We start from the raw sequence: 23686 nt of genomic DNA, 5'->3' as shown, positions 1-23686 counted from the left end.
TAAATAGTAGGGTAAGCAATAATTAGTATATTATGCATTTTATTATACTATATAAAATGGCTTATTTATACTTAGTAGTAGATAAAATGGATTAATATATAATAAATCAATGTGATTTTAAATCATAATTTGATTATAAAATCAATGAATATATAGTTAACAAAATATAAATTTTAAATAAAATTAAGAATAATTAGGTATACGAAGTTAAAATTTTTGTTATACTTTATTTTCGAAATAATGTAGATATTTGGATTATTATGGATTTACATGTTGAAAAAATATCAAATATATGGATAAAAAAACAATAAAAAGTATTTTTATGTAATAGAATAGTGTTTATGGAAGAAAAATCAGATAATTTTTTTATTGAAATAAATTCTTATACTGTTAATATATTCTTAAAAGTATATAAAATAATTAACATAAGTTAATAAGTTTATATACATATCATATAAGGTTAAGAAAATTATATATCAAGGGGGTAATTTAATGAACTTTAAAAAGGGCATATCTGTTGGACTAGCTCTATCTTTAGTGTTAGGTTCAACAATGACAGCGTTTGCTTCTCCTAATGAACTAGTTAAGTCTTTGGGAGAAAGTAAAGAAAAACTAATGGTATTACAGGCTCAGATAAAACAAGAGCCAGCACTTCAAACAATTAAAGACTCTGATGAAGTTAGAGTTATAGTAGAGTTAGACAGTGAGGCAGTACTTGAAAAGGCTACTAAAAAGGGGATAAAACTTGATGAAATGAGTAAATTTGAAGTTGGTAAACTTCAAAGCCAAGTTTTAAAAGAACAACGATCATTACAAAGTAAAATCAGTTCTAAAGGAATTAAATTTGAAGTTATAAATAGCTTTACTAATGTAGCTAATGGATTTAGTATGAAAACTACATTAGGACAAGCTAAAAATCTCGAAAGTATGGCTGGAATTAAGTCAGTTACTATTGCTAATGAATATGAAAGACCAGAGCCTATGATGAATAATAGTGGTGAAATCATAAAAACGGAGCAAACCTGGGCTAGTGGATACAATGGAGAAGGTACAGTAGTAGCAGTTATTGATACTGGTGTGGATTCAACACATAAAGATATGGTTCTTACAGATAAAAATAAAGCTGAACTTCAAGCAGATGAAGTACAAGCTATATCTAAGGAAAAGAAATTACTAGGTACCTATAGAACCTCAAAGGTTCCTTATGGATACAACTACATGGATAATAATCAAGAAATCTTAGATTTAGGTCCAGATGCTTCAATGCATGGAATGCACGTTGCAGGAACAGTAGGAGCTAATGGAGATACTAGCAAGGATGGAATTAAGGGCGTTGCTCCGGAAGCACAAATTCTTGCAATGAAGGTATTTGGTAATGACCCAGCTATGGCGTCTACCTTTGGTGATGTTATAGTTAAGGCTATAGATGATTCAGTACTTCTTGGCGCAGATGTTATTAATATGAGTTTAGGTTCAACGGCATCCTTTGTAGATGATACAGATTTAGAGCAAGTTGCTGTTAATAGAGCTGTTGATAATGGTGTAGTTATGGCATTATCAGCAGGAAATGCTAATGTGTTTGGAAATGGGCATGATAATCCATATGCAGAAAATCCTGACTACGGTGTTGTTGGTTCTCCAGGGTTAGCAACAGATTCTCTTCAAGTAGCATCTATAGAAAACAATGTTGTTACTGGATATGGACTAGAATTTTCAATTGGTGGAGAAAAGAATATAGCTCCATATGCTTCATCAGGAACAGATATTTTATCTGTATTTAAAGGAAAAGAACTTAAAGCTGTAGATTGTGGATTAGGTGGATTACCAGAACACTTCCCAGCAGAAGTAAAAGGTAATTTAGCTTTGATCGAGCGTGGTGGTTATAATTTTACAGATAAAATAGCTAATGCTGAAGCAGCAGGCGCTAGTGCAGTTATAGTTTATAATAATGCTAGTGGTGGAGAAGGACTTATAAGTATGATGTATCCAGAGGGGGGTACAATTCCAGCGTTATTTATAGGGAATTCATTTGGTGCTAAAATTGCTACACAACTAAAAACTTCAGAAGTTAAGGTTGTAGCAAATGGTAATACTATATCAGTTCCTAATACAGTTAAAGGAAGCATGTCAGATTTTACATCTTGGGGAACTACTCCAGATTTAGAGTTTAAACCTGAAATTACTGCACCTGGTGGTAATATATGGTCAACACTTAATAATAATAAATATGGAAACATGAGTGGTACATCTATGGCTTCACCACATGTAGCAGGTGGATCAGCATTAGTACTTCAAAGAGTAGATAAAGACTTTAAATTAACTGGTGAAGCAAGAGCTAAAATGGCTAAAAAGTTAATGATGAGTACAGCCGTAGCTCATGTAGACAATGGAGCAAATCAGGCAGAAGGAGTTGTTGCAGGACCCAACTATACATCACCTAGAAGACAGGGTGCTGGAATTATGGATCTTCAAGCGTCTACTACTACACCAGCTATAGTTACAGATACAACTACTGGTGAATGTAAGGTCAATTTAAAAGAAATTAAAGATAATAAAGCTACATTTACTATAGAAGTTCAGAACTTTAGTGACAAAGAATTAACTTATAATGTGGCAGGTACTGTTCAAACAGATTTAATGTATAAAGGATATACACTTTTAGAAGCACAAAATATAATTAATAAAGATACTAAAAAATTCCCAATATCTTTTAGTAATAATACAATTAAAGTAGCTAAAAATGGAAAAGCTCAACTTACTGCTACTGTGGATTTAAGCAATACTATAACAGCATTTAATAAAGCATCCATTGAAGATGTTTTTGTAAATGGTGGATATGTTGAGGGATTTGTAACTTTATCTGATCCTACAGATACAAACCCAACTTTAAGTATTCCATATCTAGGATTTAAGGGAGCATGGGATAAAGCTCCAGCTATAGATGCATCAATCTATGAAACAGAAAGAGATTCTTTCTATGGAGTTACATCTATAGTAAATAGTGATTTAGATTTCCTAGGTGTAGATTTATCAGGTAAAAATACAGATGGTAATAAAGTTGCATTCTCACCAAATGGTGATGGTGCAAATGATGCAATATTACCTATTCTTTCTTACTTAAGAAATATGAAGGAATTGGATATAGAAGTATTAGATAAAGATGGAAAAGTTATAAGAAATTTAACTCAAGATTTCAATGTAAGAAAGCATTACCATGATGGAAAATACGATAAGTATAGTATCCGCAAAGATGCTACTTGGGATGGAACTGTTAACAATAAGGTAGTTGCAGATGGTGCATATACTTATAGAGTTAAAGCAAAAGTAGATTATGATAATGCTAAATGGCAAAACTTTGACTTTAAGGTAAATGTTGATACAAAGGCACCTGCAGTTAATAAAGTTAATTATGATAAAGATACTAAACAACTAGAAGTAATTGCAGAAGATAATAATAAGGGACATGTTTATAAATATGTACTTATTAGTGATGGTAAAGCATTAGAAGAAAATGCAACAGGAAAATTTGATTTAAGCAAGTTAGATTATAAAAAGTGTTCTGTAGAAGTTTATGATTATGCACAAAATAAAACGTCTACTAAAGTAACAGAAGCAACTACAGGAGAATATAAGGAGCCTACAGGAGCAGCACAAGGAGATACTACAATTCCTACAGTGATGGTTGAAGGACCAGAATTCTTTGGAGTATCAAAGAGTGGTAAAGTAGTTGTTGAAGGTACCGTAAAGGATGCTTCAGCTATAGCAGAGTTTACTGTAAATGGAAAGAACGTACCATTAACCTTTGATACTCATAGTGGTCTTTGGAATTTCTCAACTGAAGTAGAATTAAAAGATGGATATCATAGCATTATGGTTGCTGCGAGAGATGCTGCAAATAATAAAATAGAATTTGCTCATAAAATATTTGTAGATACTACAGCACCAGTAGTTAACCTTGCAGCTGTACCATCTGAAACTACTAAAGATTCAGTAATTATTTCTGGTAAAATAAACGATAACCTACCAAGCTTAAAAGTTAAGGTAAATGGTAATGTTGTTAAAACAATAGCACCAGATTGGTCATACTTTAATGATTTAGAAAGTGCTAAATATGATTTAGCTTATGAAGTAAAATTAGCTGAAGGTGAAAATAAAATTTCTGTTGAAGCTATAGATGATGCAGGAAATACAACTGTTAAGGAAATAACTGTTAAAAAGGTTAAAAAGATTGTTGAGTCTACTGGTAGATTATATGGAAAAGATAGATATGCAACAGCAGTAGAAGTTAGTAAGACTGGTTGGGAAAAGTCTGATATGGCTGTAATAGCTAATGGAACAGCATATGCTGATGCTTTAGTAGCAGCACCTCTTGCAGCAAACTACGACGCACCAATACTATTAACTGAAGTTGGTAAATTAACTGAAGCTACAAAGACTGAATTAAAGAGATTAGGTGTTAAAACGGTTTATGTAGTAGGTGGAACAGGTGTTGTATCTGAAGCTACAGTTAAAGAGATGGCTAAGATGGGAATTGATGTAGTAAGATTAGGTGGAGCAAATAGATATGAAACTTCACTAGCAGTGGCTACACAGATAGATAGACAAAAGAATGTTGAAAATATCTATGTAGTAGGTGGATATGCTCCAGCAGATGCAGTAACTATTTCATCTAAAGCAGCTACAGATAAGACTCCAATAATATTAGTTGATACTAAAAAGATTCCTGAGAAAGTATTATCATGGCTTAAAAATCAAAAACTTAAATCAGCTTATGTTATAGGTGGAGAAGGTGTAGTTAAGAACTCAGTTATGAAAGATTTAAATAAAATCACATCTGAGGATATAGCTAAAAATAGAATAGGAGGAGCAGATAGATACGAAACTAATGCATTAGTTATAGAAAAATTATTTGCAAAAGAGCAAAAAAATATGTATGTAACTGAAAGTATGAAGTTAGTAGATTCTCTAGTAGTTGCACCTCTAGCAGCTAAAACAGGTTCACCAGTTATAATAACTAATTCTAATTTATCTGATAAACAAAAGTCTTTAGCAGATAAGATGTTAGTTAAGAAAGTAGTAGAAGTGGGTGGAGAAGTTAGTAAAACTGCTGTGCAAGATTTAGCAAATAGAATAAATAATAAGTAAAATAAAGATAATAGTAAAATATCCTAGGTAGTAATGCCTAGGATGTTTTTTATGTAAAATATGAATATATTGCAATTATTTATATTTTAGTACACGTATATGTTTAAAAATCCCAAAATATAAATCGCATACGATATAAATATTTTTTTAATGTAGTAAAAGTGAGAAATACAAAGAAAAAATCCTCTTGAAATAAATGAATACAATGTTAAAATATTCTTATAAATGTAAAATTATGCATTAAAAAATGTATAGGGGGGATATGTATGAAAAGTGATAGGTTAAGGCGTATCATGGCAGGAATTTTTACTATTATCGTAATGACCACTTCTGTATTTACTACAAATGGATTTGTAGCATATGCGGATAATAATGAATTGCATATTGATGTCAGTAGAGCGCATTCAATTACTAGAGGGGAAAAAACAATATTAAGTGCTATAACAGATTCTCAGTCAAGCAGTGAATTGGATCCACTATATAAATCTAATGATGAGGTAACTATTATTGTTGAATTAGAGGACAAGCCTTTAATTGAATATTATTCAGCAGAGAAGACATCTGATAATGTATCATCTTTTATCACGTCAGCAAAATCTCAAGGAATTAATAACAAATTATTGAAAGAACAAGAAGTTGTAACGAAAAGAATTTTGAAAGAAGTTCCTATAGTTGTGGAACAAGAATACACTGTGGTAATGAATGGATTTTCCTTAACTGCTAAATACGGTGATTTAGATACCATTAAGGCAGTTAAAGGAGTAAAAAATGCATTTGTTTCAACAATTCACTATTTACCAGAACCAGAAGTTGGGCATGAACCGACTATGAAAAATAGTAGTGAAATTATTAGTTCTAATGAGGCTAATAAAGCAGGATATACAGGTAAAAATATGGTTGTTGCAGTGTTAGACACTGGACTAGATGTTAATCACGAAGCGTTTAAAAATAGTCCAGAAGACATAAAGTACACAGAAACTGAAATTACTGATCTTATGAATTCTAAATATACAAATGCAAAGGGTAAGATATATAAGAGTGAGAAGATTCCTTTTGCCTATGATTATGCAGATAAAGATAATGATGTAAAGGATTTACAAAGTCATGGTACTCATGTAGCTGGAACAGTAGGGGCTAATGGTGAAAATTTAACTGGAGTTGCTCCAGATGCACAACTTATGATTATGAAAGTATTTAGTGATAAGTCTAGTGGGGCAAGAGATAGTGATATTTTAGCAGCATTAAACGATGCAGTAGCATTAGGTGCAGATGCAATTAATATGAGTCTTGGTTCAGGGGCTGGATTTACAGCAGAAGCTGAAGAGGTAATTAATAAAACCTATGATAGAGTAGCAGAAGCAGGAATAAATTTAATGTGTGCAGCAGGAAATGACTATAGCTCAAGTTATAATTCTAATTTAGGAATAGATCTTCCATTAGTATCTAATCCAGATAATTCTATGGTGGGATCTCCATCAACCTATAATGCTGCCACATCAGTTGCAAGTATTAATAATAGCAAAATAATTGGAGCATATATATTAGCGGATGAAACAAAAATAAGATATACAGATGCAAATGAGGGAACTAGTAAAGAATTTAATTCTCTTGAAGGTGAATCAGTAGAATATGTAGTTATTCCAGGTATTGGCACAGTAGATGATTTTAAAAATATTGATGTAAAGGGTAAAATAGTTCTAGTAAAACGTGGAACCATAACTTTTACAGAGAAAGAGACTAATGCTGTTACTGCAGGAGCATCAGGAGTTATTGTTTATGACAATGCTCCAGGAAACCTATTAAATATGAAGACTGATGGTAAAATACCAGCTATTTTTATTTCAAAGGAACATGGTGAAATCCTCGTTAATAAGTCAGAAAAAAACATTTCTATATCAAAATCATACAAGGAAGCCTTTGATTCAATTTCCAAAGGTCAAATGTCTGACTTTTCATCTTGGGGTGTAAGTCCAGATTTGAAATTAAAACCAGAAATAACAGCTCCGGGAGGAGACATATACTCTACATTACCAGGAGGAGTTTATGGTTCAATGAGTGGTACATCAATGGCTACCCCTCATATGGCTGGTGCTTCTAGCTTAGTGAGACAATATATAAATGAAAAGTTTCCTTCTTTAACAATGAAGGAGAAAGAATTATTAGCAACACAATTGTTGATGAGTACATCAATTCCTGCAACTGATCCAGATGGCGTTGCATATTCACCACGTAAACAAGGTTCTGGAGTTGCTAATATTTATAGTGCTGTAAAAACATCAGCATACTTAATTGGAAGTGATGGAAAACCAAAGGCTGAATTGGGTGATAGTACATCAGGTGAATATTCTTTCAAATTTAGTGTAAAGAACACATCAGATTTGCCAGTTAAGTATACTGTAGATACTACAGTTTTAACAGAAAAAATATTGGCTACAGATGAAGGCAAATTCTTTGCACAAGCTTCTGAAGAATTAGATGCATCTAAGGTAAGTGTTACATTAGAAGGAGTAGAGGGAAATATTATAACAGTAGATGGAGGAAAAACAGAATCTATAAGTATTTCTTTAAAACTTACTGATAGTGCAAAGAAAGATTTAAAAGTCTGTAATAATGGAACTTTCATTGATGGTTTTGTTACACTTATATCTGAAAATACGGATAAGATTAATTTGAATTTTCCATTTGTAGGCTTCTATGGAGATTGGCAAGCTATACCAATATTTGATAACGATTTATACGATGATGAAACAGCAGCTATGTATGAAACTACTCTTGGATATTTCAATAGAACTACTTGGAAAGGAAGTTACCTAGGGGTAAATCTTTTTAATGGGAAGGATAAACCTGTAATAGCTGATGAAAATAAGATTGCTATAGGACCAAATATTAACGGCTCTTATTCTGTAAATGCAGTAGTTGGATTATTGAGAAATGCAGAAGAAGTAAGTTACACAGTAACTGATAGCAAAGGCAATGAAGTTTATAAAAATAAGGCTGGAAAAGAAACTAAATCCTTCTATGATGGAAATAGTGGTAGCATTACCTATGCAGTAGATGGTGCTGGTTGGGATAGTATGAATAGTAAGGGAAATAAGCCTCTTGAGGATGGAGTTTATACTTATAAAATAAGTGGAATACCAATAGGGGGGGGTGAAAAGGATTTACAAGAGATTAAATTCCCAGTTACAATTGATACACAAGAACCAGAATTGATAAATACAAAAATTCAAACAATTGATGGAGTAAAATATCTAACTATAACTTTAAAAGATAATCATTACTTACAAGGTATGCAATTAGTAGATGAAAAAGGAGATCCTTTAACAGAAATTATTGTGTTAGATAAAGATAAAACAGGAAGTGAATATGACCAAATATTTAAGATAGGTGACTTAAATATGGAATCAGTAAAAGTCGTGGCCGTGGATTATGCTATGAATTTCCTAGAAACTGATTCTATTGCATTATCTGAGGGAGATATTGCCCCTGAAAGTGTAACCTTGAAGGATAGAAATCTTGAATTGGCAGAAGGCTCAGAATTTCAAATGAGTGCTAAAGTAAATCCTTATAATTCAAAGGATAAGACTTTAACATGGTCCTCTTCTAATGAAGATGTTGCAACAATAAGTGAAACCGGTTATGTTAAGGCTCTGACTAAAGGTGAAACCACAATTACAGTTTCTACAGTAAATGGAAAAACAGATTCTACTACATTAAAAGTTGTAGATAAAGATGAACTCACTACTGAATTAAAAGCGCCATATATAATTTATAATGATGGTAATTATAAACTTCCAGTAGATTTATTAGATAAAACAGTTGTAATAAAAGATACAGCAAAATCAGTATCTATTGTTGGAAATAATACAAATACAAATATGAATCCATATTCTGGCGTAGACATAAGCTGTGAGGGAAATGTAGACCTTGTAATAAATAATTTCAATACAAAAGTAACTTCATTCTTTAAAAATGCAATTGAATTTAAAGGAGCTAAGAATACTTTAACATTAAAAGGTGATAATACCCTTACAAGTGTATCTGAGTACTCAGATAGAGCTATTATAAGTGCAGCTTATGGTACAGAGCTTGAAATATTAGGTAAGGGTACATTAAACGTAATAGCATCAAAAAATAATTATGGAGCATGTATTGGTGGCGGAAGTTCAGAGAAAATTATGGATTCTGGTACAATAAATATAAGTGATGGTGTTATTAATGCTACTACCTATGGAGCAGGTGCAGCCATAGGCGGTGGATATGGCGGTATTGCTACTAATATAAATATAAGTGGTGGTAAGGTAACAGCTATTGCAGATGTTAAGAGCTATAATGGATCAGCAACTATAGGTAGTGGATCAGGAGCTGAAAATATTGATAAATTACCTGGAACAATTAAAGTTACTGGTGGTGAAATTAAAGCAATTAACTGTAGTAATGGCGCGACTATAGGTGATTGTAGTATGGGTAAGACAGATTACAATATATTAGTTTCAGGTGGTAGTTTAAGCGCTGAATCAAATAGCAAGAGTACCTTAACTGCTGGAGCAGCCATAGGTTCAGGTGTTTCAGCTAAAGGTAAAATATCAATAAATATTTCAGGTGGTGTAGTAAATGCTACAACTACAAGTAGAGGTGCTGCCATAGGTGGAGGCTCTAAAAGTGAAGCTGGAACTATAAATATTGAAGGTGGTACCATTACTGCAACTTCAAGTAGTTATGGTGCAGCTATAGGTAGTGGTTATAGTGGTAAGAAACAAGATATAACCATATTAAAGGGTACAATAAAAGCTACAGCAACAGATAAAGGACAAGCAATAGGTAAAGGTGAAGGTGGAGAAGAGTGCACATTAAAAGGAATAAATGATTTAACTCCTTATATAGCAACAATTTCAGCACCTAATGTAACAAATGTTAAGGTTGATGGTGTAGATTGGAATATAACAAAAGGACATGAAGAAGACGAAAATATTTATTTATATCTAGTAGATAAAACTGAGCCATACAAAGTAGAAGTTTTAGCAGATGGTGTAAATAAGATGTTCCTTGTAACAGTAAAGGATGGTAAGACTAGTGTTGAAGAAATAGATATTACTCCTCCAAAAACTCCAACTATAGCTGAAGAGAATGGGTTAGTAACATTAACAGCAGCAGATGAAGATACAACAAAAATGGAATATAGTTTAGATAATAAAACCTGGGCTGTTTATACAGAACCAGTAAAAGTTGATGAAAAAGCAACAATATATGTAAGAGCTATAGACAAAGTAGGGAATATAAGTGAACTAGGAAAGTATACAGTACCGGATAGGACAGCACCAGGAGTTCCTAAAATAGAAGAAGAAAAAGGCTTGGTAACATTAACACCAGCAGATAAAGACACAAAAGTTATACAATATAGCTTAGATGGTAAGGAATGGAAAGAATATATTGAACCAGTACAGGTACCGGAAAAGTCAACTATTTATGTAAGAGCTATAGATGAAGCTGGTAATATTAGTGGTGTAATAACTTACACAATACCAGATATAACAGCACCGAAAGCTCCTGTTATTACTGATAAGGATGGCTTAGTAACATTAACAGCAGCAGATGAGGATACAGTGAAGATGGAATATAGCTTAGACAATAAAAACTGGGATACCTATACAGAACCAGTAGCATTAAAAGAACAAGAGACTATATATGTTAGAGCTATAGATGAAAGTGGTAATGTAAGTGCTATAGTTTCTTATACATCTCCAGATGTAACAGCACCTAAGTCTCCGATTGTAACTGAAAAATCTGGTGTAGTAACAATAAAAGCAGCAGACAAAGATACGGCGAAAATAGAATATAGCTTAGATAACAAAAACTGGACTATTTACACAGAACCAGTAAAAGTTGATGAAAAAGCAACAATATATGTAAGAGCTATAGATGGATCTGGTAATATAAGTGAATTAGCACAGTATACAGTTCCAGATAGAACAGCACCTAAGTCTCCAGTTATAACTGAGAAGGATGGTTTAATAACATTAACTGTAGCAGATAAAGATACAATAAAAATGGAATATAGCTTAGACAATAAAACATGGGCTATCTATAAAGAACCAGTAAAGGTTGAAGAAAAGGTAATAATTTATGCAAGAGCTATAGATGAAGCTGGTAATATAAGTGCAGTAGTAGAATATAAGATGACAGAGAAACCAGAAAAGCCGGAAGAACCGGGAAACCCAGAAAAACCGAGTAATCCAGAAAAACCAGAAAAACCAAGTAATCCAAGTACAGGAAAACCAAGTAATCCAAGTACTTCAAGCAAACCAACAGGTAAGATACCACAAACAGGTGGTATGGTTGGAAGTGGTGTAATGGCATTAGGAGGTATAATTACCGTTGCAATTGGATCACTAGTTTTAAAAAGAAGAAAATAATTAAAATTAACAAATAAACAAAAGAAGATATAATTATAATATAAAACCAAAAGACTGAAATAGATAAATTAACTATTTCAGTCTTTTAATATGATTTAACATTCATATTACTATATATATGGTATAATTGTATTAAAATGTTAAGGGGGATATCATGTATATAATAGTAGGACTAAATATATTGTTAGTTTTCATAGCGGTAATTTATATGGTGAAAAATATACTTATTAACTACAGATTATCTGAAAGTGGACTAAAAAATGGATGTATTGCAATACTTATTTGTATAATGGTATGGTTTGCTGGAAATGGAGCACTTATTGGTATAAAAATAATAGAGGCAGAGGATACTTTAGAGTACATGGTTAATAATGAAAAAGAGGAATATGAAGAATTAGATGTAAATTTTGTTAAATCAACTATTGAAGAAGATAAAAAATATGTTAAGAAATATTTTTTAATTTCAGGAATATCCTTTGTATTCTTTGTGTTATTAACAAAGAATATTTCAAAAGAAATAAGGGAAAGACCTACTACAAGCAAATGGGACTTATCTAAGTATAAATAAAAGCATATTTACAAACTCATATGTAAAGGGTTAATATAATTATAGAAGGTTTATTAACTTTCAAAATACAAAGATGTATTATAGGGGGATTTTTAACATGGAAGGTACAATAAAAACTAAAGTAGAAAATTATACTTTAAGATTTGCTGAAGAGAAGGACATACCTTTAATTCTAAAATTTATAAAGGAATTAGCTGATTATGAAAAGCTTTTAAATGAAGTAGTTGCTACTGAAGAAATTTTAATGGAATCATTATTTGTTAGAAAGGCAGCTCAAGTAGTAATTGGTGAGTATGAAGGTATACCAGTAAGTTTTGCATTATTTTTCCACAACTTCTCAACCTTCACAGGTAAACCAGGTTTATATTTAGAAGATTTATATGTGAGACCTGAAATGAGAGGAAAAGGAATGGGAAAAGCACTTCTTTCATTCTTAGCTAAATTAGCTGTAGAGAGAGATTGTGGTAGATTTGAATGGTGGTGTATTGATTGGAATGAACCATCAATAAAATTCTATAAGCAGCTTGGTGCAATACCAATGGATGAATGGACTGTATATAGAGTATGTGATAAAGCATTAACTAATTTGGCAGCAGAATTTTAATTCATAGCTGTATTTAAAATAATAGGTAAAATTTTAATATATTATATGATTTATATAGTAAATATTTTTATTTTTTAGCGACTATTTTATAGTCGCTATTTTTTATGAAATTTATATAATAGAAAATATATTTAATAAATTCAAAAAATTTAGAAAAAGTCATTGACATTATTTATACTAATTGTATATAATAAAAGGGTAGTAAAAATTAGTAAAACTAAATAAAACTAGAAAATAAATTTTAAAAAAGGAGGTAGGAAAATGTTAAACAATTTATTAGTAATCAGTGAAATGAATAGAAATAGAGTTAATGCTAGAGTCAATGTTGGCGCTGGCAATATTAATAGTGCATATAATCACATTTTACAATTTAATATTTGGAATATTACCCTGCCTCAGAATATAGGTTTAAAAGATTGATTTTTAACAAACTATTTTGTGAGAAAAGTCCTAGGGTAACCCGGGACTTTTTATATATTTATAAGGCTTTTAATACAATTATTTATACTAAGATAAGTAAGATATACATAAGCCTAAAATGAATTTTAATATTTAAGGATTAATTCCTTAGTATTATTCACGCTATAGATGATTTAAGTCATAGTCCTATATACCAAGAGGTATAGGACTATGACTTTTTTATTTTTATTTATATCTATAGCAAATTTATAGACAGCAGAGTTTAACATGATTGGGGATTATATGACAAAAGGGAGGAAGTATTATGACTAAGAGGTGGTTTGCAGATACTAATTTTACACATTAAAACATAAGAGGTTAATAATAATAACCACATTGAAGGAGGGATTCAAGTGAAAAAAATCTTGAGCTATGTAAAAAATCATTTAGGGGTAGCTATATTTGGTATAGTTTCAATGATTCTGGTAATTTCAGCAGATTTAACAATTCCCTATGTAACTGAAATATTTATAGATGATGTACTTCGTGGTAAAAACTATGAAATTATAAATAAAATATTGTTTATTATAGGATGTATATCATTAATAAAGTTTTTCTTTGGATATCTAAAGGAGTACTTATTTGATTATTTAGGAATAACTATTTCTAAGGAAGTAAAGGAAACTTTATTCAAGCATATTGAAGGACTGTCCTTCTCTTACTTTGACAAAGTAAACACCGGTGAATTAATGTCAAGGGTAGGGGAAGATGCAGATAATATAATGGACATTATGGGCTTTGGGTTTAGGCTTTTAATAGAAAATATAGCCTATTTTGGTATAGCTTCAGTTCTATTATTAAGGATAAGTCCAACACTTACCTTAGTAGCTCTTTCTACTATGCCAATAATAGCATATATCACCATAAAATCTGAAAAGAAGATTGATGATGTATATGACAGAATAAGTGACCACATTGCAGAGCTAAATACTACAGCACAAGAAAATATTGCTGGAGTTAAGCTAGTTAAAGCTTTTGGAAGAGAAAAACATGAAATTCTTAAATTCTTAAAATACAATTCTAAAAACTTTGATTTACAAATGGAACATACAAAGATATGGATTAAATTCTTCCCATTAGAGGAGTTCTTAGGGAATCTTTCTGTAGTTCTTGTAACCTGTGTAGGTGGTATTTTAGTAATCTACAATAAGATTACTGTAGGTCAATTGGTGGCATTCACTAGTTATCTATGGATGCTTATATGGCCAATGAGAGAATTTGGATGGCTTATGAATCTATTCTCTAGAACTAAGGCTTCAGCAGGAAAGATAAACAACATTTTAGAGGTAAGCACTACTATTGAAAATTCTAAAGAGGGAATTGTTCCACAGAATATAGAAGGTGAATTATCACTTAAAAATGTATCTTTTACCTATGGAGAAAAGAATGTATTAGATAATATAAATCTTAATATTAAAGCTGGATCTACAGTAGCTATTATGGGTACTACAGGTTCAGGAAAATCAACATTAATGGCACTCTTAGGAAGAAACTATGATGCTACAGAAGGAGAAATAACTTTAGATGGTATAAATCTTAAGGATTTAAACCTAAAATCTTTAAGAGATAGTATTTCTATAGTTCCACAAGATTCTTTTCTATTCTCTGATACCATTGAGAATAACCTTAAATATGGTAAGAACAATGCTACTAAAGAAGAACTAGAAAAGGCTGTAGAGCTTGCATGTGCAAAGGAATTTGTAGATGGACTTAAGGATGGATATGACACATTAATCGGTGAGAGAGGTCTTGGACTCTCAGGAGGTCAAAAGCAAAGATTATGTATAGCTAGAGCTTTGATAAGAGATAGCAAAATTTTAATTTTAGATGATTCAACTTCTGCTTTAGATATGGAAACCGAGTATCAATTGCTTAAAAATTTATATCATGGAGACACGAAGAAGACTACCTTTATCATTGCCCATAGAATATCAGCTGTAAAAAATGCAGATATGATTTTATATATGGAGGATGGAAAGATAGTAGAGAGAGGAAATCATCAAGAACTCTTAAATAAAAAAGGTAAGTATTTTGAGATATATCAAACTCAATTTAAAGATTTCTTAGAGTTGTCAGATGAAGATGTGGCTAACTTTTAAGAGAGAAAGAAGGTGCTAGAATGGCTAAAAATTCAGTTAATCAAGACGAAAAAATTAATAGTTTAAAAGGTCGGGATATACTATTAAGATTAGTGAAATATGTAAAACCCTATAAGTTAAAAGTATCTTTAGTACTTTTTCTTATGCTTATAGTAATGGGTACAGGGCTTTTAAGCCCTATGCTTTTAAAAATTGCTATAGATAATTATATTGAAGTAAAAGATGTAGTAGGACTTATAGTTATAAGTCTAGGGTTAGTAGGAATAAATGTTATAGGTATGTATGCTAGTAAATTATCTACCTATCAAATGAATAAAACCACTCACAGTATACTGCATACTATAAGGCAAGAGCTTTATATTCATATACAAAAACTCTCATTTTCCTTTTTTGACGATAGACCAGTAGGAAAGATTTTAGCGAGAGTTGTTGGAGACGTAAACTCTCTTTCAGAGCTGTTTTCAAAATCTGTTACTACAGTTATACCACAGGCACTAAATCTTATAGCTATAGGAGTAATACTTTTTGTAATGAATGCAAAATTGGCTATAGTTTCTATAATAATTTTACCGGTACTTGCAGTTGTAGTATCTACAATGATGGTAAAAGCTAGAGCTAAATGGCAGGTATTTAGACAAAAACGTTCTAATTTAAATGGCTTTACCCATGAATCTTTTTCAGGGATAAAGATTATTCAAAACTTCACCTTTGAAGGAGAAACTACTAAGAAATTTGAAAAAGCTGTAGGTGAGGTTAGAGATGGATTTTTATCAGCAGTTAAATATAATGACTGGCTTTGGTCTTTTATAGATATGTCCTTTGGAATAAGTTCCATCATAGTGTTTTGGTATGGAGCAACCTTAACTAGACGTGGAGAAGTTTCCATTGGAACCATAATAGCTTTTATATCATATACAAGTATGTTCTGGAGACCAATCATAAATATAGCTTCTTACTACAATACATTAGTTACTAACTTTGCAGCAGCAGAGAGAATATTTGAAATTATGGATGTAGTACCAACCATTGATGAGATGGAGGGAAGTGAAGATATGCCAACTATTAAGGGAGCAGTAGAGTTTAAAAATGTTTCCTTTGAATATGAGAAAGACGTTCAGGTACTTCACAATGTAAACTTTAAAATAAGACCAGGTGAAAATATCGCCTTAGTTGGACCAACAGGGGCAGGAAAGACTACTATAACTAGTTTAATCAGTAGATTTTACGATACTACTGAAGGGGATGTTTTAATTGATGGTAAGGATGTTTCTAAGGTCAATCTTTATTCATTAAGAAGCCAAATGGGAATAATGCTTCAAGATACATTCTTATTCTCGACTTCTATTAAGGAGAATATAAGATATGGAAAATTAGATGCTACTGATGAAGAAATCATAGCAGCAGCAAAGGCCGTTAATGCCCATGATTTTATTATGAAATTAGAAAAAGGATATGACACAGAAGTTAACGAAAGAGGTTCAAGACTTTCAGTAGGACAAAGACAACTTATATCCTTTGCAAGAGCATTACTTGCAAATCCAAGAATTCTTATCCTTGATGAAGCAACATCTAATATAGATACTGCAACAGAAATATTAGTTCAAAAAGGTATAAATAAATTACTTCATGGAAGAACTTCCTTTGTAATTGCCCACAGACTTTCAACCATAAGAGACTGTGACAAAATTATGGTAGTAGATGATGGTGAAATTGTAGAGAGTGGAACCCATGAAGAATTATTAAAACTTAAAGGATTCTACTATAACTTATACATGGCTCAGTACAGCTTCTTAAATGAAGGAGCATAAGTGACCATCTAAATCTACGATTTAGATCTAGGAACTTACTCATTTGAACAAAGTGAAAAGGAGTGTCCTTGTAAATAATATAAGAAAATAAAATTTATAGCTGATTCAATGCATGATTTTAAATTAAATTTTACCTATGAGCTATGTAAATAGTTATATAGCTTCATATGAAACTATTTGTATATTTAAATAGTTTCATATATAACTAGTTAACTAGATAACTAGTTGTTCTGTTCATGCGGGTTTCAGCATTTTTTCTATATGGGAAATAGTATTAAGGCATCTTCAAAAAATAAATAAGTCAGAATGCTCGTCTATTTTGTGTTATACTGCGTCAACAGAACCCTTAGATAGTGCTACTATCTGCGGAACCTGTTTCCTTGTCTAACTCAAAATATACTTTCCATCTTTGACTTATTATTTATTTTCAGATACCTAAAATAGAACAATTAAATTCTTAAATTAGGAAGTGAGATTGAGTAATTATTAATGTTCAGATAGTTATGGTTATTTTTTTTATAATTGCCCTAACTACGTTACTGATATTAAGTTTTATCCTATTTTAAAAAAGGAATTAGACCTTATGGAATAGGAATATAGTTGATATACATAAAGATAAAATAAAGGCTAAAGATGATAGGATAAAACAACTATATACAAAAAATCTAGTATAAAACTAGAGGGAGGTAGCGGTAATGGAAAATGAAAAATATTCACAAGAAAAAATTGATATGTTCTGGAAAACATTTTTGAGGGAAACGAACAGAAATGAAACAACAAAGTGTTTAGAGGTATTCCATTTTGAATTAACTGAAAAATGGGCCAATGAACTGTTGCGTTTAGTATTAATTGGGCAAAAGAGGGCTACAGCAAGTAGTTTATTGAGGTATGAAATTGAAGGCGAGCGTATACCTCAGGTTGGTGATTTAAGTATTGTCACTGATTGGGAAGGTGTACCACGATGTGTTATTGAAACTACTGAGATAACAATTATTCCATTTTCAGATATTACTTATGACATTTGTAAGCGTGAGGGTGAGGATGATACATTGGAATCTTGGGTTGAGGGACATGCTCATTTCTTCAAGGAAGATGGAAAACAGCTAGGGTATGAATTCAGTGATGATATGCTAGTGGTTTTTGAAGATTTTGAAGTAGTATATCAAGTATAGATATTATATAAAAATAAACCTAATATGTAATGTTATTGTTGAGATATAACGTTCTTATAAATCGAATTAACAACTTATTAGACACATAAAAGTGTATAAAATGAAAGGAGGATAGATTTAGTGAGGGATTGGTACTTACAATATAATCTCTCACTAAAGATAAATTATGAATAAAGACAATATCAAAATAGAAATACCTAATGAGGAAGAAATAGATTATATTGATGAAATGCTTATGGAACATAACAAACTGTCTAAACCATTTGAACAAGAGGAGCCATACATTAAGATAAATCGTTGTATTAAGAATGAAAAGGGTGAAGTTATGGGAGGCATATTAGCTTACTCTGTGTTTTGGCACATCTTCTATATTGACACATTGTGGGTTAAAGATGATTATCGCAATAGAGGGTATGGTTCAATACTTTTGAAAGAGGCAGAGGATGCAGCAAGGAGTCAGGGATGTCATATAGCACATCTAGATACCTTCGATTTTCAAGGACCAGACTTTTATATGAAGAATGGATATAAGGTTTTTGGAATTTTAGAGGATAGCCCTAAAGGACATAAGGAGTATTTTTTAACTAAGAAATTATAAATGAAGTTAAGGGAAATATTTGAATTGAAATGAGGAGAAAATTTTAATGATCTATGAAGTAGATAGTAATTTAAGAAAAAATTTATGTTCTGTTTTTAAAAATATAGATTGTACACTTATTCTTTCATGCCTTCAAGGACATATGGGAAAAGCTTGGGCTGATGACATTGAAAAACCAACAGTTGTACAGGTTATAGTAGGGGTTTTTGCATTTTATGCAGGAAACCATAACAGTAAGGAAGCAGAAGAACTATTATATAATTTGCCTGAGAATATTTTAGTTATCGTGGATACTGAAGAGTGGAAAAAACGTATAGAAATTATTCATAAGGGACGTATGGAAAAGTTTCAACGATATAGATTTAAAAGGGATATTAAGAATTTAGATGTTGATCATTTAAATACATTTCTATCAACATTACCTGAAGGATATGAGTTAAAAAAAATAGATAAATCTTTAGCAAAAAATCCATCACTACAAGAGTTATCAGAAGATTTTACAAGTCAGTTTAAATCCATAGATGATTATATCAATATAGGCATTGGATTCTGTATTTTGCATAATGAAAAGATTGTATCGGCAGCGTCATCTTATAGTGTTTACGATGAAGGAATCGAAATTGAAGTTGATACACTTCCAGAATATAGAAGGAAAGGGTTAGCAACTATAGCAGCTGCTGCATTAATTTTAGACTGTATTAGCAAGGGGAAGTATCCTAGTTGGGATGCTGCTAATCTTGAGTCCGTTAAGTTAGCTCAGAAGCTTGGATATGTATTAAAAGAACCATATGATACTTATTATGTTAATTATATAAGATAAATTTAAGAAGAAGTTTGACTATGAAGTTTAAGTTTGTACCTATGAATGATAATTATGCAAAAACAATGATTAATGAATGGAAATATGAAAATGAATATTCCATATATGATTATTGTAATGAGGCAGAAGATTTATTGGAAAAGAAAAATTGGGGTTTCAGTAAATTTGCAGTTTTAAATGAAAAAGAAATTTTAGTAGGGGAATTAACTATAAATTTTTTTAGAGAAGTTGAAGAAGATTCAGATGATGATGGTTATGTTGATATAGACACCGTGAAAGATAATCCTGATATAAATTATGAAATGTGGGTTGGTTTTGGGTTAGAACCTAATTTAACAGGAATAGGTTTAGGAAAAGAGTTTGTTTCTGCTTGTGTCAATTTTGCAGTAGAACATCATCAATATAAAGGTGATTATGTAAGGTTGGGAGTAGCTGAATTTAATGAAAGAGCCATAAAAACTTATGAGAAATCAGGCTTTAAAGTATTTAGTGAATATGATGGCGAGATTGCAGGAGAGAAAGTCAAAGTATTATGGATGAGAAAGTCGCAATCGTAATCTATTGTGCTATAAGGATTGTAATAAGAAACAACGAAATTAAGGAATATGAAAAGGAGGATGTATGATGGTTAAAATACTAACAAGCGGATTTTCTAATGGATTCCCTGATGATTTTAACAGACTATTGAAGTCATATATAAATACGGGTATGAACTTTGTTTTTGTGGCTTCTGAATTTGAAAACATATATGACAAAACGGATTGGTATTGTAATCACTTTTTAAAGATGTTTTCTGATTGTGGAATAACTTTTAGTAGCGTAAAGGTTATAGATGGCAGAATGTCAAAAGAAACTGCACAAGATATAGTTAGAAATGCCGATGTTTTATGGCTCGCAGGTGGCGATACACCAACACAGTTTGCTTATTTGGAATCTTATGGACTGATACCATGTATTAGAGAACAAAAAGGTGTAATTATCGGAATGAGTGCTGGTTCGATAAATATGACGAAAACGGCAGTGTGTACATTAACTTGCGAACATGATGAACTGAAAATATATGAAGCACTCGGATTAGTTGAATTTTCAGTTGAACCTCATTTAGATAAAAATAATATAACCGAGGAGTTGCTTTTACTTTCAGAAAAATATCCATTGTATGGTATATGTGATGACGGTGCTATCATATGTGCAGAGGATAACACCTTATACATAGGTGAAGTATTCTTGATAGATAAGGGACAAGTAATTCGAGTTTGACATATTACAATTTATTAATTGAATATAAGTTAATACGCAACTTTCATATATCACGAATTATTAACAAAGTTATACACAGAAAATAGTCTAAAAATAAAAGAAGTGAATTTTACTTAGAGTTAATAGCTCTTGCTATAAAGGTATGAAGGTAGTTGTATATGATAAAGTTGAAGATAGTAAAGGAGTTTAAAAATACGTGATATATAAGTTTCAATAAATAAAACTCATTAATATTCCCTAATGTGATCTAAGATTGCAAGTAAATTTAATGTAGAGACTTTATTAAAACATATATAATAAAAAATCTAATTATAATTAGAGAGAAAACAGGAGGGATTACTATGAATTTTAAAATAATAGGTAGTGGAGGATGTGTTACACTACCAAAGCCACTTTGCTGTTGTAGAGTATGTATGGAGGCTAGAAAGAAGGGAAATCCTTATGCAAGATTTGGATGTAGCATATATCTAGAAGAAGCTAAGCTACTTATAGATACCCCAGAGGATATTTCTCAAAGCTTAAATTATGGAGAAATTAAGGAAATAGATAGAGTTTTATATAGTCATATGGATCCAGATCATACCCTTGGTATGAGGGTATTTGAACAGCTTCGACTAAATTGGCTAAATATTTCCCAAGGAATAGAATGTGAAAATCCCATAGAAGTTATAGCTATGGATCATGTAATGGAGGATTTAAATTCCATACGCTCAAAGCATGGCTCATATTTTGACTACTATCAAAAAATAAGAAATTTAATAAAAAGACATGTGGTTAATGATTCAATACAAATAGGAGAAATAAAAATAACTCTAATTAAGGCTGAATCTGCTACAGTATTTGTTTTTGAAGAAGGAGAAAAGAAGCTTATATATGCTCCTTGTGATGTAAAACCTTTCCCAGTGAATGGAATATTTAAGGATGCTGATGTAATGATTATAGGTAATACAGTTATTGGTGATGTCTTAAAGGGTGACTTTAAGTTAGAAGAGGACAATCCTTTAAGAGAAGAATTATTTGTAATGGATGAGATAGTGGACTTAAAGAATAAATATAATATTAAAAAGGTTATAATGACACATCTTGAGGAAGATTGGGGAAAATCCTATGATGATTATTTAGAGTTACAAAATCATTATGAAGATATTAGCTTTGCTTACGATGGAATGGTAATAAAATTATAAAACTTATTCAATAAGAGTACAAATCATTTATATAGAAAAAGGGGGTGTATTTAGTATGAGTTAAGTCTCATACTATGAAAATTATGAAGGTGGTTATATATGATAAGGTTAAGGATTTTTTAAACATTAATGAAGAGATACTTCTTGAGAAGGAATCAGTAAACCAATTAATATTATTTAATGCATATGTAAATAGAGAAAAAGATACTGATAGTGATGTTTTATTTGGGCGTGTAGAAGATGAGTCAGGAGTATCCCTTGTTTTCTGTAATGTGAGTCCATATAATTTGCAAATAAACAATTTAAAAGAAAAAGATGATAATGCTATTAAAGCATTAGTTGATTATTTGATAGAAAATAAAATTAATATAGTAGGTATTAATGCAAATAAAAAAGTTTGTGATAAATTTATTGAATATTATGAAGGTAAAACAAAGTGTCAATTCAAGGAACGCTTAGCCATGGATATTATGGAGTTGAGAAAATTAAATTCTGTTACATTGCCTAAAGGGTATTTTCGAGAAGCTACAGAGCAGGATTTAGATTTAGTAATAGATTGGCATATTAAATTTGGAAAAGAAGCTTTAAATGAGGACATGGTTGTAGAAACCTTTATAGAAAAGCTAGTTACTAGAATTAGAAATGGAGCTATATATATTTTCGAAGATGAAAATCATGTGCCAGTTTCTATGGCAGCATTTACAAAACAATTAAAGAAAGGAATTTCTGTTAGTTTAGTTTACTCAGATGCTAGAAAGAGGGGCATGGGCTATGGAGTTGCTGTAGTTTATAACCTAAGTAAATTATATTTAGAAAGAGGAAATGAGTTCTGCAGCCTCTTTGTAGATAAACGCAATCCTGTATCTAACGGAGTTTACACTAAGATAGGATATAAAATTATTGAAGATAATTTTGATTATAGAATTGTTCAGTAGGGATTAAAGAGAGAGTAATTTTTAGAATTTTTAGAAAGCTAGGTGACTTATGATGATAAACATTATAGATACTTTTAAGGATTATATGGGATTGATGGAAGAAAACTTAAATAAAGAGCCTAAGGAAAAGATGGAGTTATGGGAGAAGTTTTACAATAGTAATTTTCCAGAGATGGGGAGAAAATAGATGCTTTAGTTTGTCACGAACTTTGTCATGTAGTTCACTTTCAAATAAGAGGTGAATCAAAATTACCAAAGCAGGTAGAGCAGAGTAAGTATAATGAAGGAATCTGGAATATATATGAGGAAGGCTTTGCCCAATATTTTCAACAAGTATTAGGAGAGAGTAGTTTTGATTCTAGGGGAGAGCAGTGGAGCATTGACTGTGAAGAGTTAGAAAAAGAACTTAAATTAAAATATGTAGAAGCTTTAAAGGACAAATAAAAAGGAACTAGAGACTTTTATGGTGATTGGTTCAAAGTTTTAGGTATCAGTGATGTGGGGTATTTCTTAGGATCTAAGCTGATAGGTGAGTTAAGTAAGAGATATACCGTGGAAGATATAGCAGCTATGGATTTTAATCTTATAGAAAAAGAAGTTTTAAGCTATTTAAAAAGTTAA

Annotated in this window: 16 protein-coding genes; all 16 read left to right on the top strand. The window is 31.2% G+C overall.

Annotation, left to right across the window (positions count from 1 at the left end; translation table 11 throughout):
• Positions 1 to 492 precede the first annotated feature (492 nt).
• The 16 genes from B2S02_RS16155 to B2S02_RS16080 all read left to right on the top strand — a co-directional run bounded on the left by B2S02_RS16155 (position 493) and on the right by B2S02_RS16080 (position 23686).
• Positions 493 to 5145, top strand: a complete 4653-nt coding sequence (locus tag B2S02_RS16155) for a cell wall-binding repeat-containing protein (RefSeq protein ID WP_346921031.1) — start codon at positions 493 to 495, stop codon at positions 5143 to 5145.
• Positions 5146 to 5411: 266 nt separating this feature from the next.
• The gene (locus B2S02_RS16150; RefSeq protein WP_346921030.1) at positions 5412 to 11558 is read left to right on the top strand and encodes a S8 family serine peptidase; all 6147 of its coding nucleotides are present in this window, start codon (positions 5412 to 5414) and stop codon (positions 11556 to 11558) included.
• 154 nt (positions 11559 to 11712) lie between these two features.
• The gene (locus B2S02_RS16145) at positions 11713 to 12126 is read left to right on the top strand and encodes a hypothetical protein (protein ID WP_150845722.1); all 414 of its coding nucleotides are present in this window, start codon (positions 11713 to 11715) and stop codon (positions 12124 to 12126) included.
• 97 nt (positions 12127 to 12223) lie between these two features.
• Positions 12224 to 12730: a GNAT family N-acetyltransferase gene (locus B2S02_RS16140; protein WP_346847472.1), complete on the top strand. Its 507-nt coding sequence runs from the start codon at positions 12224 to 12226 to the stop codon at positions 12728 to 12730.
• 261 nt (positions 12731 to 12991) lie between these two features.
• Complete coding sequence (locus B2S02_RS16135; protein ID WP_346847471.1) at positions 12992 to 13150, top strand: hypothetical protein; 159 nt, start codon at positions 12992 to 12994, stop codon at positions 13148 to 13150.
• A gap of 392 nt (positions 13151 to 13542) precedes the next feature.
• Positions 13543 to 15288, top strand: a complete 1746-nt coding sequence (locus tag B2S02_RS16130) for an ABC transporter ATP-binding protein (protein ID WP_346876545.1) — start codon at positions 13543 to 13545, stop codon at positions 15286 to 15288.
• 20 nt (positions 15289 to 15308) lie between these two features.
• Positions 15309 to 17096, top strand: coding sequence for an ABC transporter ATP-binding protein (locus B2S02_RS16125; protein WP_346847469.1), 1788 nt, complete (start codon positions 15309 to 15311; stop codon positions 17094 to 17096).
• A 695-nt stretch (positions 17097 to 17791) separates the two neighbouring features.
• Positions 17792 to 18268, top strand: a complete 477-nt coding sequence (locus tag B2S02_RS16120; RefSeq protein ID WP_346847468.1) for an ASCH domain-containing protein — start codon at positions 17792 to 17794, stop codon at positions 18266 to 18268.
• 166 nt (positions 18269 to 18434) lie between these two features.
• Entirely contained in the window at positions 18435 to 18866 is a 432-nt protein-coding gene (locus tag B2S02_RS16115; RefSeq protein WP_346847467.1) for a GNAT family N-acetyltransferase, read from the top strand.
• Between the two features lie 46 nt (positions 18867 to 18912).
• Positions 18913 to 19686 (top strand): GNAT family N-acetyltransferase, encoded by a 774-nt coding sequence (locus B2S02_RS16110; protein ID WP_346876544.1) that lies wholly within the window; start codon positions 18913 to 18915, stop codon positions 19684 to 19686.
• A gap of 20 nt (positions 19687 to 19706) precedes the next feature.
• Entirely contained in the window at positions 19707 to 20243 is a 537-nt protein-coding gene (locus B2S02_RS16105; protein WP_346876543.1) for a GNAT family protein, read from the top strand.
• A gap of 127 nt (positions 20244 to 20370) precedes the next feature.
• Positions 20371 to 20946, top strand: coding sequence for a Type 1 glutamine amidotransferase-like domain-containing protein (locus tag B2S02_RS16100; RefSeq protein WP_346847464.1), 576 nt, complete (start codon positions 20371 to 20373; stop codon positions 20944 to 20946).
• A gap of 341 nt (positions 20947 to 21287) precedes the next feature.
• Positions 21288 to 22130, top strand: coding sequence for an MBL fold metallo-hydrolase (locus B2S02_RS16095; protein ID WP_346876542.1), 843 nt, complete (start codon positions 21288 to 21290; stop codon positions 22128 to 22130).
• Between the two features lie 74 nt (positions 22131 to 22204).
• Entirely contained in the window at positions 22205 to 23065 is an 861-nt protein-coding gene (locus B2S02_RS16090; RefSeq protein ID WP_346876541.1) for a GNAT family N-acetyltransferase, read from the top strand.
• A 52-nt stretch (positions 23066 to 23117) separates the two neighbouring features.
• On the top strand, positions 23118 to 23252 hold the full coding sequence (locus tag B2S02_RS16085; RefSeq protein WP_346876540.1) for a hypothetical protein: 135 nt from the start codon (positions 23118 to 23120) through the stop codon (positions 23250 to 23252).
• A gap of 311 nt (positions 23253 to 23563) precedes the next feature.
• Entirely contained in the window at positions 23564 to 23686 is a 123-nt protein-coding gene (locus B2S02_RS16080) for a hypothetical protein (RefSeq protein WP_346876539.1), read from the top strand.

Origin of the sequence: Clostridium sp. UBA7339, assembly GCF_002470865.1 — a bacterium.
In the GTDB taxonomy this organism is placed as follows: domain Bacteria; phylum Bacillota; class Clostridia; order Clostridiales; family Clostridiaceae; genus Clostridium_J; species Clostridium_J sulfidigenes.
Note: the sequence above shows the minus strand (reverse complement) of the source record. Positions and strands in the feature narration are given on the sequence as shown.

Coding starts and splice junctions, on each gene's coding strand:
- B2S02_RS16135 (WP_346847471.1), top strand. CDS start 12,992: ATGTTAAACAATTTATTAGTAATCAGTGAAATGAATAGAAATAGAGTT.
- B2S02_RS16155 (WP_346921031.1), top strand. CDS start 493: ATGAACTTTAAAAAGGGCATATCTGTTGGACTAGCTCTATCTTTAGTG.
- B2S02_RS16090 (WP_346876541.1), top strand. CDS start 22,205: ATGAAAATTATGAAGGTGGTTATATATGATAAGGTTAAGGATTTTTTA.
- B2S02_RS16125 (WP_346847469.1), top strand. CDS start 15,309: ATGGCTAAAAATTCAGTTAATCAAGACGAAAAAATTAATAGTTTAAAA.
- B2S02_RS16110 (WP_346876544.1), top strand. CDS start 18,913: ATGATCTATGAAGTAGATAGTAATTTAAGAAAAAATTTATGTTCTGTT.
- B2S02_RS16085 (WP_346876540.1), top strand. CDS start 23,118: ATGATAAACATTATAGATACTTTTAAGGATTATATGGGATTGATGGAA.
- B2S02_RS16095 (WP_346876542.1), top strand. CDS start 21,288: ATGAATTTTAAAATAATAGGTAGTGGAGGATGTGTTACACTACCAAAG.
- B2S02_RS16150 (WP_346921030.1), top strand. CDS start 5,412: ATGAAAAGTGATAGGTTAAGGCGTATCATGGCAGGAATTTTTACTATT.
- B2S02_RS16140 (WP_346847472.1), top strand. CDS start 12,224: ATGGAAGGTACAATAAAAACTAAAGTAGAAAATTATACTTTAAGATTT.
- B2S02_RS16115 (WP_346847467.1), top strand. CDS start 18,435: ATGAATAAAGACAATATCAAAATAGAAATACCTAATGAGGAAGAAATA.
- B2S02_RS16105 (WP_346876543.1), top strand. CDS start 19,707: ATGAAGTTTAAGTTTGTACCTATGAATGATAATTATGCAAAAACAATG.
- B2S02_RS16145 (WP_150845722.1), top strand. CDS start 11,713: ATGTATATAATAGTAGGACTAAATATATTGTTAGTTTTCATAGCGGTA.
- B2S02_RS16120 (WP_346847468.1), top strand. CDS start 17,792: ATGGAAAATGAAAAATATTCACAAGAAAAAATTGATATGTTCTGGAAA.